This window comes from Nocardiopsis sp. MG754419, from assembly GCF_018207095.1.
Taxonomy (GTDB): domain Bacteria; phylum Actinomycetota; class Actinomycetes; order Streptosporangiales; family Streptosporangiaceae; genus Nocardiopsis.
Window position 1 is genome coordinate 14,061 of sequence record NZ_QOCZ01000149.1, and the last position, 13,593, is coordinate 27,653.

Below are 13,593 nucleotides of genomic sequence, written 5' to 3' on the forward strand. Positions count from 1 at the left end.
CCCCCGCCATGTTCGGGTCCGCACCGTCGCGCCGGCCCGCGCCACCGCGCACCGCGCGCGCCCCTCCCCCGGCCTCCACGCCCCGCCTCCCGTCCGGGACGCGCCGCTCGGCCGGAGCCGGCCCCGGCCCACCCGACCGCGCGTTCGGCCCACGACCGTCCGAGAGTTCCAGGTGAACGGTCATCCCCGGCCCGCTACACCCGGGCCACTCGCTCAGAGCCACACGAGAAAGCTGGTGGACCGATGACGACCGGCCGCCTCCGGCGGAGGGATCCCGCGCGACTTCCGGTGATCGGCGGGGTGCCGCGTACGCACCCGCACTTCACCGGCAGGGAATCCGCCCTGGAGCAGATCCACGAGGTCCTCACTCGACCCGGATCCCGATTCCTCATCGGCGGAGGGAGCGGCGTCGGCAAGAGCCGCCTCGCGGCGGAGTACGCCCATCGCCACGCCGAGCACTACGACCTCATCTGGTGGATCCCCGCCTCCAGCGACATCGACGCGCACCGCGCCTACCTACGGCTGGCCGAGCACATCGGGGTGCCGGTCGCCTACGAACACGTCCCCCGCGCCGTGCAGACCGTGCGCGACGCCCTCGCCGAGGACCCGTCGTTCGGGCGGTGGCTGCTCGTCTTCGACGACGTCACCGACGTCGAACGGCTGGCCGCCGACTACTTCCCCCCGGGCGACCGCGGCAACATCCTCGTCACCTCACGCGAGCTCCGCAGAACCGCGCGCTCCCTGCCGGGCGGCCGGTTCGACGGCCAGGTGATCCCCCGGTTCACCAAGTCCGAGAGCCTCGCGCTGCTGCGCCGGGTCTGCCCCGACCGTCTCGCCGACCCACGCGAGGGCGAACGCCTGGCCGAGCTGCTCGAACACCTGCCACTGGCCCTCATCCAGGTCGGCGCGTTCCTGAGCGAGTCCACCGTGTCCACACAGGTGTTCCTGGAGACGTTCGAGGAGCGCTACCACCAGACGCTCGGGCACGCGGGCCCCGACGACCCCACCGTCCCCCTGCGGGTCGCCTGGGACATGCAGGCCGAGGAGCTGGCCGCGGGTGAGCGCGAGGCGCACGAGACCGAGCACATGGTCCTGGAGCTGATCCGGCTCTGCGCCTTCCTCGCGCCGCGTCCCCTCGGGCGCACGCTGTTCTCCCGGTCGGGTGGCCTCGGACCGACCCCGGCCGGCACGGCGCTGCTCGGCGACGACGTCCGGCTCGGTCGGGTGCTCGACCACATGAAACGCCACCACCTCGCCCACTTCGACCACGGTCGGGACACCTTCCGCCTGCACGAACTGTTCCAGTCGGTGATCCGCGACTCCCTGCCGCACGCCGAACGGGTGCGCTACCGGGACCTGGCGCACCTGATCCTGAGCCGGAGCGACCCGGGCGCCCCCGCCGACCCGGCCCACCGGACCACCTACCTCCGGCTGTACGCGCACGTGAAGGCGGCCCAGGCGTGGCTCGGCCGGGACCCACGGGTGCGCGACCTGGTCCTGAACGTGGCCGACCTGCTCATCGAGGTGGGCAACTACTCCGACGCCACCAGCCTCGTCGACCAGGCCGCCAACGCGTGGTCCGACGACCCCGTCCGTCGCACCGACGCCCGGCTGCGCCGCAACAAGATCCGCCGCATCCACGGCGAGTACGCGACGGCGCTCGCCGAGGCGGAACGGATCCACGCCGATCAGGTGGAGCGCGCCGGGGGCGCGATCGACGAGGCGCTGGACCCGCTGCGGGCGGTGGCGATCTCGCTCAGCGGGCTGGCCCGATTCGACGAGGCGGAGCGGATCTTCCGCCGGATCCTGGACCATCGACGCGCGCGGCACACCGACGCCGATCCGCGCACCCTGGGGGCCGCACACGACTACGGGCAGACCCTTCTGGAACAGGGCCGCTTCGAGGCCGCCCTGGACATCGACCAGAGCACCCTCCGCGGGCGCCTGCTCGTCCTGGGCCCCGACGACGTGCACACCCTGCGCAGCGGACTGTCCGTCGGTCTCGACCTCATCCTGCTGGGCCGCCTGGAGGAGGCCCGGACGCAGATCGAGGAGTGCATGGAGCGCTTCGCCACCACCGTCGAGGCCGACAGCCCGCACGCGATCCAGGGGCGGATGCTGCTGTCGGTGATCCACCGCAGACTCGGTGCCGGCGACCGGGCCCTGGCGGAGTCGCGGCGGTCCCTGGCCCTGTACCGCCGCAAGCACCCACCGAACGCGCGCCTGTCGCTGTACCTGCGGGTGATCCACATGGTGACCCTGGCCGGAACCGGCGCGCGGGAGGATCTACGCGAGGCGCTCGACGAGGCCGAGCGGATCCTGCCGCCGCTGGACGAGCGCTACCCGCAAGCGCACCCCTTCCCCGCCACCGCGCGCCTGGGCGCGGCGATCGCGCTCCGCGCGGCGGGTCGGTACGACGAGGCGCTCGCGCTGGATCAGGAGGGGCTGGAGCGGCTGACGCGCATCTACGGCCCGGGGGCGTTCAGTCGCCTTCCCGCCGCCGTGAACACGGCGACCGACCTCTACCACCTGGACCGGGTCGAGGAGGCCGCACGGTTGGAGGCCGCGGCGGAGGCCGACTGTCGACGACGCCTGCCCGCGGACCATCCGATCCTGCTGACGGTACGCCGGAACCACCTGGTGAGCAGGCAGGCCCTGGGTGAGGACGTGTCCCCGGGGTGGGACGCGTTGCGCGCGGAGTTCCTCGCGCGCTTCGGCGCCGATCACCCCGGAACGGTCTCCCTGTCCTCGTTCACCCGACAGGACTGCGACGTGTTCCCGATCGCACCCTTGTGATCGAGAATTCAGCAAGATCCTTTGGAGACCGCGAGAAAGGTCATCCATTCGCGGTTCTCGAACCGAAGGCGCGCGTCGTCGGGGTGCACCGAGTCGCGGAAGAACGATTCCCCGGTGGTGAGGTTGAGGACCTCACAGCAGGTGCCGATGTCGTAGGAGTAAGGAGACTTACGCCACCGGCCGAAGAAGTCCTGGGAATTCTCCGTGTGTGTTGCGAACATGCGCCGATCCCGCCCTTGCTCTGCGTGGACCCCGACCGTCTCCCGCCCGACCCCCGACCGGCCTCACCATGGGAACGACCATGGACCGAACACCCGGAAGCGGATCACGACGGCAGGCGCCGAGGGCGAGCACGCGCGGGATCGGCGGGAAGTGATGATCGGAACGGTAGCGCAATGACACGCGACATGCGAAATCACACAACGCAGGAGTTGACTGTTTGCCGAAAAATTCCCGACCGGCGACCGGCCCGTTTCTCTTCTGCGGTGCTTTAATGTCGAATGTCATTGTTGGCGCCGCTTGATGGCATTTTACAGGACTTGTGTCCACCAGAAACGGCGGGGGCGATCCCTTCTCCTCTCACCCCCGCCTCGGGTGCGTTTCATCGCACCGACGTCAGCGACTCCGGGGAGGCCCTCACACGGTCCGCCAGACGCTCGGACCACTGTCCCTTGTCGGTACCCAGAGCGGCCTCGCCCAACCGCAGCAACTGCACGTCACCGGTGCCCGCGGGGGCGAAGATGTGGTGGGCGTCGCGCAGGAACCGTTCGATGGGAAGATCCGTGCACAGGCCCCGCGCCGCGTGGATCTCCATGGCGTCGCGCGCCGTGTCCAGCGCGAACTCCACGTTGACGAACTTGGCGTTGATGAGCTCGTGGTCGCAGGGCAGCCCCCGGTCCAGCAGCGACACCGCGTGGTACAGCGACAGCGTCGCCATCATCAGACGGGACTGCATCCGCCCCAACTTGAGCTTGACGGACGGCACCTCGCACAGGGGCCGGCCGTAACGCCTCAGGCGGGAGGCGTAGTCGCTGCTCTCCTCGACCAGGGCCCGGTGGATGCCCAGGGCCACGGCGGCGAGGTTGGCGCGGCCGTACAGGACGCTGGACGAGTACGCCACCGCCAGGCCGTCGCCCTCACCGCCCAACATGTTGGCGGCGGGCACCCGACAGTCCTCGAACACCAGCTCGCCGAAGCTGAAGCCGTGCAGGCCCAGGGTGCCCTCGTACCGGCCCAGGGAGAGCCCGGGACGGTCGGACTCGACCAGGAACGCCGACAGGCCCTTCGTGCCCGGCCCCGTCCGGACCACCACACCGTGCAGGTCGCCGACGTGGCTGTTGCCCACGAACACCTTCCGGCCGTTGAGGACGTACTCGTCGCCGTCGCGCACCGCGGTGCTGTCCATGCCGAGGACGTGCCCGCCCGAGCCGTACTCGGTGACCGCGATCGTGGGCAGGCAGCGCCCCGCCGTCACCTCGGGCAGCCAGGCGGCCCGCTGCGCCTCGTCGCCGAAGTGCAGGATCTTGGCCACGCCCAGCTGGGAGGCCTGGACCATGGCCCCCATCGCGCCGCTGACGCGCGAGAGCTCCTCGATGATGATGGTCTTGGCGAGGTGGCCCAACCCCATCCCGCCGTGGTCGCGATCGACGGTCACCCCGATCCACCCCTGCTCCGCGATGAGCCGGGACAGGTCGTGGTCGACCCGCCGACGCCGCTCCATCATGGACACCCGCGGGCGCACCTCCCGCAGCGCGAACCCGCGCACTTCCTCTCGTAACCTCTGATGCCGCCCATCCCCGAACACGTCGGTCATCGCATCCCTTTCCGCGCCGGGAACGTCCCGGTCACATCAGGTCTGACGCCCACGCTCGAACTTCGTTCGGGTTGTGGCCCGCACCGGTCAGGGCCGGGCCGGATCCGGACGCGGACCGGACACCCGCGTCACCGGCGCCCCGGCGGCCCCGGGCGTGCGAACGGCCCCGGGCGTGCGAACGGCCCCGGGCGTGCGAACGGCCCGGGGCGCGCGCCCGCCCCGGGCCGTGGAGGGGAGAGTGGTCTCCCGGGAAGAGGATCTAGTCCCAGTCCAGGCCGCCACCCGTCTGGTACTCGATCACTCGGGTCTCGAAGAAGTTCTTCTCCTTCTGCAGGTCCATCATCTCCGACATCCACGGGAACGGGTTCTCCGTCTCACCGAAGATCGGCTGCAGGCCGATCTGCTCGGCGCGGCGGTCGGTGATGAAGTGCATGTACTTCTCGCACAGCTCGGCGTTGAGACCCAGGATGCCGCGCGGCATGGTCTCGCGACCGTAGGCGACCTCCAGCTCGCAGGCCTCGGTCAGCATCCGCCGGACCTCCGCCTGGAACTCCTCGCTCCACAGGTGCGGGTTCTCGATCTTGATCTGGTTGATCACGTCGATACCGAAGTTCAGGTGGATCGACTCGTCGCGCAGGATGTACTGGTACTGCTCGGCGATGCCGACCATCTTGTTGCGACGGCCCAGCGACAGGATCTGCGCGAAGCCGGTGTAGAACCACATGCCCTCGAAGATCACGTAGAACGCGACCAGGTCCCGCAGGAAGGCCTGGTCGGCCTCGGGCGTCCCGGTGCTGAAGTCCGGGTCCTCCAGGTTCTGGGTGTACTTGAGCGCCCAGGCGTCCTTGGCCGTGATGGCCGGGACCTCGCGGTACATGTTGAAGAGCTCGCCCTCGTCCAGGCCCAGGCTCTCGCAGATGTACTGGAAGGTGTGGGTGTGCACCGCCTCCTCGAAGGCCTGGCGCAGCAGGTACTGGCGGCACTCCGGGTTGGTGAGCTGGCGGTAGACGGCCAGGACGATGTTGTTGGCGACCAGCGACTCCGCGGTGGCGAAGAACCCGAGGTTGCGCTTGAGCATGAGGCGCTCGTCCTCGGTCAGCCCGTCCTTGGACTTCCACAGCGCGATGTCGGCCTGCATGGCGACCTCGGTGGGCATCCAGTGGTTGTTGCACCCGGAGAGGTACTTGTCCCACGCCCAGGTGTACTTGAGGGGCAGCAGCTGGTTCACGTCGGCGCGGGCGTTGATCATCGCCTTGTCGTCGACGTTCACGCGCTCGGCGTGGCGCTCGATCTCACCGAGGCCGGTGGCGGCGGCGTTGTGGTCGGAAACCGCGGTCATGCTCGTGTTCCGTTCTCCGGTCGGGCCGGGTCGTCAGCGGGGAGTGGAGGAGGCAGGGGCGGCCGGCGGACGACGTCCGCCGGCCGGGGCCCTCTACTGGCAGGCCTCGCACTCGGGGTCGTCGATGCCGCACGCCTGGCCGTCGACGATCTCGAACTCGTCCTCGACCTCGGGCGCCGCGGGCTCGGTCACCGGAGCCGGAGACGGGCTCGGAGCGGGCGTGGGGCTCGGAGCGGCGGCCGGGGCGGCGGCGGGCGACGGGGTCGCCGACACGGCGTTCAGGCGGCCGTCGGTGCCCTTCAGGGTGCTCTTCTCCACGTGCGTGGCGCTCTGCGAACGCAGGTAGTACGTGGTCTTGAGCCCGGAGCGCCAGGCGCGACGGTACAGGGCGTCCAGCTTCTTGCCGCTGGGCGCGCCCATGTACAGGTTGAGCGACTGGGCCTGGTCGATCCACTTCTGGCGACGCGAACCGGCGTCCACCAGCCAGGAGGGGTCGACCTCGAACGCGGTGGCGTACAGGGCCTTGAGGTCGTCCGGGACGCGGTCGATCTCGCCCAGGCTGCCGTCGTGCATCTTGAGCGCGGACACCATCTCGTCGTCCCACAGACCGCGCTCCTTGAGGTCGCGGACGAGGTAGTCGTTGACGACGGTGAAGTCGCCGGACATGTTCGACTTGACGAACAGGTTCCGGTAGACCGGCTCGATCGACTGGCCCACGCCGGTGATGTTGGCGATGGTCGCGGTCGGCGCGATCGCCATGACGTTGGAGTTGCGCATCCCGGTGGTCTTGACGCGCTCACGCAGCGAGTCCCAGTCCAGGGTCTCCCCGCGGTCCATGTCGAGGTCACCGCCGCGGGACTCGGCGAGCATGCGCAGGGAGTCGATCGGCAGGACGCCGCGGCTCCACAGCGAACCCTCGAAGCTCTCGTAGGAACCGCGCTCGGCGGCCAGCTCCATGGAGGCCTCGATGGCGTAGTAGCTGATCAGCTCCATGCTCTCGTCGGCGAAGGTCACCGCGCCCTCGGAGGCGAAGGGTGTGCGGATCTTGAACAGCGCGTCCTGGAAGCCCATGAGGCCCATGCCCACGGGGCGGTGGCGCATGTTCGCGGTGCGCGCCTCGGGGATCGTGTAGAAGTTCACGTCGATGACGTTGTCCAGCATGCGCACGGCGGTGCGGACGGTGCGGCGCAGACGCTCGACGTCGATGCCCTCCGGGCCCACGTGCTGGGCCAGGTTGACCGAGCCCAGGTTGCAGACCGCGACCTCGTCCTTGTCGGTGTTCAGCGTGATCTCGGTGCACAGGTTGGAGGAGTGCACCACGCCGACGTGCTGCTGCGGCGACCGCAGGTTGGACGGGTCCTTGAACGTGATCCACGGGTGGCCGGTCTCGAACAGCATGGTGAGCATGCGGCGCCACAGGTCCACGGCGGGCATCGTCTTGGAGACCTTGATGCGGCCGGCCGCGGCCTCGGCCTCGTACGCGACGTAGGCCTCGGCGAAGTCCTTGCCGTACTTGTCGTGCAGGTCCGGGACCTCGTCCGGGGAGAACAGGGTCCAGCTGCCCTTCTCCTCCACACGCTGCATGAACAGGTCCGGAACCCAGTTCGCGGTGTTCATGTCGTGGGTGCGGCGGCGCTCGTCACCGGTGTTCTTACGAAGGTCGAGGAACTCCTCGATGTCGATGTGCCAGGTCTCCAGGTAGGCGCACACCGCGCCCTTGCGCTTGCCGCCCTGGTTGACCGCGACCGCGGTGTCGTTGGCGATCTTCAGGAACGGCACGACGCCCTGGCTCTTGCCGTTGGTGCCCTTGATGTGCGAGCCGAGGCCGCGGACCGGGGTCCAGTCGTTGCCGAGGCCGCCCGAGTACTTCGACAGCATGGCGTTGTTGCTGATGCCGTGGAAGATGTCCTGCAGGTCGTCACCGACGGTGGTGAGGAAGCAGGAGGACAGCTGGGCGCGCACCGTGCCGGCGTTGAACAGGGTGGGCGTGGAGGCCATGAAGTCGAACGAGCTCAACAGCTCGTAGAACTCGATGGCGCGGGCCTCACGGTCGTCCTCGTTGAGCGCCAGGCCCATCGCGACGCGCATGAAGAACGCCTGCGGGAGCTCGTAGCGGACCTCGTCGCTGTGCAGGAAGTAGCGGTCGTAGAGGGTCTGGATGCCGAGGAAGGTGAACTGCTCGTCGCGCTCGGCGTGCATGGCCTTGCCCAGACGCTCCAGGTCGAACCCGGCCAGCGCCGGGTCCAGCTGACCCAGGGCGATGCCACGGCCCACGTACGCGCCCAGGTAGGTGGCGTAGCGGTCGGCCATGTCGGTCTGGGTGGCGGTCTCGGGGGCGTCGCCGATGAAGCTCAGGGCCTCGGTGCGGAGCTTGTCCAGCAGCAGGCGGGCGGCCACGTAGGAGTAGTTCGGGTCGACCTCGACGAAGCTGCGGGCGGCCATGATGAGCGCGAGCTCGACCTCGGAGTCGGCGATGCCGGGGTAGAAACCACGACGCGCCTCGGTCAGGACCTTCTCCGCCGAAACACCGGTGAGCCGCGCACAGGCCTCGGCCACGACGTGCTCGATCCGGTCGATGGCGGCTCGGCGACCGCCCTCGTTGCTCGGCGCGGGCCGAACGGATGCGGGCACGGCCTCGACGTCAAGGGTCATACAGCGGCTCCAACCTCGGTAGAAGAGTCCCGGCGGGGATGCGGGGGCACGAGTAACAGGCGTGCGGCTCGCAACGGCGAATCGCCGCACCGGATGCGTGCGGTCCACCGAAGGGTCGCGGCGGCTCTCCCTCGAAGCCCCGACGTTGTACACACATGGGGTGTGTGTGCCGGCGGCAGGTCTTCGGACTCGTGGGCGCCCTACTACGCCGTCGCTTCCCGGGACCTTCGGGGGTTCCCAGTGCATGTGACGACCTTCGTTCCCACTCACCGCTGCGGGGCAGTCCCGGACTCGCACCGGGTTCCCTCTCGCCTCACCGGGACCTGTCCGACCCCGGTGAACCACCAGCGGGAGAGATACTACATCTAGGGGATGGCGCGTTGGAACACCGCTAGATGATGGCGTGTTGCCGATTTCTCAGAGACTTCGACGATCGTCGAACACACGCTCCGGGCGTGGTATGAAGCGCCCTTCGAACCCCTGGGAGAGGGCGGTGGGGCGGCATCGGAACGGCGCCGGAAGGGGGCCCGTCACAGCCTAGGACGTTCTCCGGGCCGAACGCGCCCGCCCCGCACCGAGAGGGCCGCCACAGCGATCAACGGCAGGGTCGGAAAGCTCACTCACGGGTGACCGTTTCCGGCCGGTCGCCCCCACGCCCTCCCCGTGGACGCCCCTCCCGGCCCGAGCCGCCGAACACGATCATGCCTGGTCGCACCGGTCATTCCTGGTCGAGAAGGAGGTCCAGGTCGTCCTCCGGAAGCGCGAGGTCGGACCGAATACGGAAACGGATCCGCAGGAGTTCGAGGAACAGATCGCGATCGTAGGGACACTGGGGCCGCCCGGCGTGTCGCCGCGCGCCCGTGGTGGCCCACCGTTCCGCGCCCTCCAGATCGTCGTGCGCGTACAACACCTCGGCGACGTGGATGTGGGTGGCCAGCCCGACCGGTTCACCCACCTCCAGACGCTTGAGGTGGTCCTCGGCCTGCTGACGTTCGTCCAGCTGCATCAGTGCGCCCGCGCTCAGGGCGTGCGCGTCGACGACGGTGGGACCACCGTCGTCGATCGCCCGCTGGTAGGCGGAACAGGCGCGCTCGAACTCCTGGGCGATCTCCCACTGCTCGCCCGCGCGGACGAACAACTCCGCGCGGGTGACCTCACTACCGGCGTCGACACTGTTGGCCAGGTCCAGCAGACGGGCGGCGATGCGACCGTGTTCACCGGAGCGGACGGCGTGGAACTCCAACCGGTCGAGTTCCGCCGTCGTCACGTGGGTCACCCGCATCGCCCCATCCCCTACTCGCTCTCCCCACGCACCGTTCAGGGTCGGGCACGTTCCAATGCCTGCCAGAACCCCTGGCGTAGTCCGTCACGGACCTCGTCGCGCAACAGGTGATCGATCGGGAGCGAAGAGCCCTGGAGCAGACGGGCCTCCAGGTCCGAGGGCATCCTGGGCCTGCGAGCGAGAACCGCCTCCACCCACAGGGCGGGCGCCTCTCGGGCGATCGACTCCGCGAAGTCGCTTCCTTCCTTGTGCGCGACGTGTACCGCATCATCAACGGTATGCGCGCCGGGGCCCGTCTGTTGGGGATATCCAGGACTGCCGGCGGATTCCTGGTAACCGCCGGGGGCGAAACGGGCGTCGTACTCGGGACCAGTAGGTCGCCGTTCCCCGAATCGGGGCGCGGCGCCACCGCGGTGAGCGGTGTCAGTTTCCGTACTGGTCCCATAGGTAGGGTTTGTGTCCGCCCCACCCCCGAACCCCTGTTCGTCGACCGGACCGCCACCGAACCTGGGGTCGGGACCGGGTGGGTTTCTGCGAGGTGGTCCGTGTTGCGGATCGGCCGCGAAGGAGGCCTGTGGCCCCGTTCCCGCGCCGAAGGCCGGTTGCGGACCGGTGCCGTGGGTGAAGGCCGGCTGGGCGCCCGTTCCGTCGAAGCCCTGGCGGCCACCGCCCGGTGGCTGCCCCGGGACGGGACCTGATCTGCCGGGCAGACCGTAGCCTCCGGGGTCGGCGCCGTGGGGCGCCGGGTGGGCGCCCGTGTGACCGGCGTATCCGGCCTGCCCGTTCTGGGCGGGCGCACCGGGGTAGGCCGCGTTCCCGTTCACCGGCTGCGCGCCGGAGGGGAACCCGTTGGCGTCGATCGGGCCGGGCGGCGCGTTCTCACCGGACGGCCCGGCCAGGTGGTCACCGCGCTGCTGGGCGAGCGAACGACGCATCGCGCGCAGCTGGTCCATGGCGCTGCCCTGGGGCACCGGCTGCCCACCGGTGCCGGCGAACATCGCCTCCAGCCCACCGGTGGAGGTCGCGGCCGGTTCGACCCGACCGTTCCGAGGGGCCGCGACGGACTGTCGGGACGGGGGCCGGCTCTGCTCAGGGGCGGGCTGGGAGCGCCCGTTGGCGAAGGGGGTGGTCGTCTTGGCGGCGTTCTCCTGGGTGCCACCGCCTCCGGAGAGGAGGCTGACGTGCGGGCGCAGGTGCCCCGCACCGATCTCGATGAGGTCGTCGCACTCACGGCGCAACGCCCGGGAGATCGTCCAGTTTCCCTCCACCGAGATGTGCACGACGGTGACGCGCACACCCATGTCCTGGACGTCGGCGACCACGGGCGCCATGTCCTCGTCACCGCTCACCAGGACGGCGTCGCACAGGACGCCGGTACGGGCGAGGGTGGTCAGGTCGCGCTGGACGTAGCTCTCCACGCCCTCACGGCGACCGGGTCGGATCCTGGCGGCACGGAACTTGATGCCGGGGATGTCGGCGATGCCGTCCTGTTCCTGGGTCCTGCGGTCGTCCGGGATCGCCTCGTACCAGTAGCAGCGCAGTAGCGGCAGACCCGTACGGTCCCGAGCGACCTCGTTCAGGAACTGGACGAGACCGGAGTAGTCCCAGGCGACGGAGTCCCGGTTCCGGGTTCCGTGCACGGCCATCGCGCCGTCGGCGAGAAGGTATCCCGCGTCGACGAACAACGCGCAGCGGTCCACGTGACACCGCCCCCTTCCCTGTCGATCTCTGGGGCCATATCCATGACCGGGGCACAGCCTAGCCAAGTCTGTCTTGTTTTGCGTGACACCTGAGAATACTCACAGTTACGGTCCGGCTACGCACAGCCGGAATTCCAGGGATGACTTGCGCTTTTCCGCACGGTATGTGCCCACAGAGAACAGCACCGTGACGACGGACTTCAGGTCCGCATGGGAGCCGTGAGCGCGACGACCCCCACCAACAACGCGTCCTGTCCGGACGGGATTCGGATTTCCGATTCCCGACCGAGTACGGAGTCGAATCGGACCACGTCGGTCCCGAACGTCATCGGGTCACCCACCGCACCGCGGGCCGCGCTCACGAAGACGTTGCCGGCGTCCCCTCCGCCCTCGACCGGATCGAGCGGAACCTGGTCCAACAGGACGCGGTCCCCGCCGAGTTCGGCGTCGCCCTCCCAGGCCACCACGTCGATCGTGGCCGGTACCGCCGCCGGCAGCAGCCCCGAGACCGGGAACCGCGCTCCGGCCTCGTCCTGGAACACCGCCTGGGTCTCGTCCAGGACCATGGCCTGGTGGTGGCCCTCCACCGCCGGGTCCTCCAGGACCACGACCATGCTCCACCCGGCGTACACGCCCCGGCCCTCGGTGGCGGGGACGTCCCCGACCCACCACTGACCGCCGCCCGAGGCGCGCACCAGGTCGGTGACGTCGGCGAACGCCTGGTAGGCGCGGTAGCCGGGCAGGTCGGCGGACCGGACGTCCGAGGCCGTCACGGTCGTGTAGGCGGCCATGCCCGGGCCCTTGACCCGCGCGGTCGCGGCGCCCGGGTCCCCGGCCGCCGAGAAGTACAGTCCGGCCCAGCGGACCGACGCCCCCTCCGAGACCTCCCAGACCGCCGAGCTGGACGCGGTGGTCGTGGGGTCGGCGTCGTCGTCCAGGGGCGCCATCACCCAGTTGTCGTTGTCGAGGCGGTCACCGGAACGGTCACGGGCCTGTGCGCACGGGCCGGGCTCCTCGTCCTCCTCCGATTCCTCGTCTTCTTCGTACCCGTCCTCGGGTACGTCCGGGATCTCGGTCTCCTCGGGAGCGCGCGGCCCCTCCGTGCCGGGCTCCTCGGTGTCGGATCCGCCCCCACCCGGCAGGCCGGGAAGGTCGGGCAGATCGGGACCGGATCCGGGGTCGGCGCCGCCGAGCACCCCGTCCTCCCCGAGGAGATCATCGAGCCCACCGGGCTCCCCACCCTCGGGGGTCACGGCATCGCCGGGGGCACGACCCAGGTCGGCGTCCTCCGACCCCGGGGCGGACGTCTCCGACCGCGGCGGGGCGGGACGTGCGTCGGGCGCGGGCTCCGGCACCCGCGGACGCTCCCACCACGGCCACGGCCAGGGCTTCTTCGGCTCGTCGGGCTCCGTGCAGGTCACCAGGGTGTTGCCGACGGTCTCGGTGCGCACCTGACCGGCGGTCGCGTACCGCGCCGGGATCCCCTCGGGGGACACCCCCCGCTCACCGGTGGCGCTGTAACTCACCGCGCCGGACGAGACCACGACACCGGCGGGGACGTCCAGATCGGCGTCGGAGGCCACGCGCACATCGAGGAACTGGGTGCTGCTCTCCCCCGCCTCCATGCTCGGACGCACGCACGCGGCGCCTCCACTGCCCACCGAACATCCCCAGTCGCCGTGGCCGGACGCCATCGGCACCGCGTTGCCCGCGCCGCCGGTGGAGACCAGCTCCACACCGGGCGGCAGGTCGATCTCGGCGACGACGTCCTCGGCGGTGCTGCCACCGAGGTTGAGCACGTCGAGGACCATGATCCCGTCACCGCCCAGGACGAGCGCGCCCACCGGGTCGATGCCCGCGGAGAACTCCGGCTCCTCCTCGGGCTCGGGCTCGGGTTCCGGCTCCGGATCCGGCTCGGGTTCCGGTTCGGGACCGGGCTCGGGCTCGGGCTCGGGTTCCGGTTCGGGGTCGGTCTCCTCCGCGAGGGGCGGCGGGGGGACCTCCGTCGGGG

Annotated in this window: 8 protein-coding genes, 1 pseudogene and 1 riboswitch; of the genes and pseudogenes, 1 reads left to right on the forward strand and 8 read right to left on the reverse strand. The window is 70.1% G+C overall.

Annotated elements, in window-relative coordinates:
* A partial coding sequence (locus DSY14_RS22745; RefSeq protein ID WP_211718655.1) for a hypothetical protein occupies positions 1 to 184 on the reverse strand: 184 nt, incomplete at its 3' end.
* Between the two features lie 59 nt (positions 185 to 243).
* Here DSY14_RS22745 and fxsT point away from each other — a divergent pair.
* Positions 244 to 2,796 (forward strand): FxSxx-COOH system tetratricopeptide repeat protein, encoded by a 2,553-nt coding sequence (fxsT, locus tag DSY14_RS22750; RefSeq protein ID WP_211718656.1) that lies wholly within the window; start codon positions 244 to 246, stop codon positions 2,794 to 2,796.
* A gap of 8 nt (positions 2,797 to 2,804) precedes the next feature.
* Here fxsT and DSY14_RS22755 read toward each other — a convergent pair whose 3' ends face one another.
* The 7 genes and pseudogenes from DSY14_RS22755 to DSY14_RS22785 all read right to left on the reverse strand — a co-directional run.
* The gene (locus DSY14_RS22755; protein WP_211718657.1) at positions 2,805 to 3,017 is read right to left on the reverse strand and encodes a DUF397 domain-containing protein; all 213 of its coding nucleotides are present in this window, start codon (positions 3,015 to 3,017) and stop codon (positions 2,805 to 2,807) included.
* A gap of 380 nt (positions 3,018 to 3,397) precedes the next feature.
* Complete coding sequence (locus DSY14_RS22760; protein ID WP_211718658.1) at positions 3,398 to 4,609, reverse strand: acyl-CoA dehydrogenase family protein; 1,212 nt, start codon at positions 4,607 to 4,609, stop codon at positions 3,398 to 3,400.
* 259 nt (positions 4,610 to 4,868) lie between these two features.
* Positions 4,869 to 5,948, reverse strand: coding sequence for a ribonucleotide-diphosphate reductase subunit beta (locus DSY14_RS22765; RefSeq protein ID WP_211718659.1), 1,080 nt, complete (start codon positions 5,946 to 5,948; stop codon positions 4,869 to 4,871).
* A 93-nt stretch (positions 5,949 to 6,041) separates the two neighbouring features.
* Complete coding sequence (locus DSY14_RS22770) at positions 6,042 to 8,600, reverse strand: ribonucleoside-diphosphate reductase subunit alpha (RefSeq protein ID WP_211718660.1); 2,559 nt, start codon at positions 8,598 to 8,600, stop codon at positions 6,042 to 6,044.
* Between the two features lie 156 nt (positions 8,601 to 8,756).
* Positions 8,757 to 8,961: riboswitch (cobalamin riboswitch) on the reverse strand.
* Between the two features lie 357 nt (positions 8,962 to 9,318).
* Positions 9,319 to 9,882, reverse strand: coding sequence for a hypothetical protein (locus tag DSY14_RS22775; protein ID WP_211718661.1), 564 nt, complete (start codon positions 9,880 to 9,882; stop codon positions 9,319 to 9,321).
* Positions 9,883 to 9,917: 35 nt separating this feature from the next.
* A complete protein-coding gene (locus tag DSY14_RS22780; RefSeq protein ID WP_211718662.1) occupies positions 9,918 to 11,582 on the reverse strand; it encodes an NYN domain-containing protein in 1,665 nt (554 codons plus the stop codon).
* 200 nt (positions 11,583 to 11,782) lie between these two features.
* Positions 11,783 to 13,593, reverse strand: a pseudogene (locus DSY14_RS22785) (RNA polymerase subunit sigma-24); the annotation flags it as partial.

Excerpts from the sequence above, each read along its gene's own strand:
- DSY14_RS22755 (WP_211718657.1), bottom strand. The coding sequence starts at position 3,017 with ATGTTCGCAACACACACGGAGAATTCCCAGGACTTCTTCGGCCGGTGG.
- DSY14_RS22765 (WP_211718659.1), bottom strand. The coding sequence starts at position 5,948 with ATGACCGCGGTTTCCGACCACAACGCCGCCGCCACCGGCCTCGGTGAG.
- fxsT (WP_211718656.1), top strand. The coding sequence starts at position 244 with ATGACGACCGGCCGCCTCCGGCGGAGGGATCCCGCGCGACTTCCGGTG.
- DSY14_RS22770 (WP_211718660.1), bottom strand. The coding sequence starts at position 8,600 with ATGACCCTTGACGTCGAGGCCGTGCCCGCATCCGTTCGGCCCGCGCCG.
- DSY14_RS22775 (WP_211718661.1), bottom strand. The coding sequence starts at position 9,882 with ATGCGGGTGACCCACGTGACGACGGCGGAACTCGACCGGTTGGAGTTC.
- DSY14_RS22760 (WP_211718658.1), bottom strand. The coding sequence starts at position 4,609 with ATGACCGACGTGTTCGGGGATGGGCGGCATCAGAGGTTACGAGAGGAA.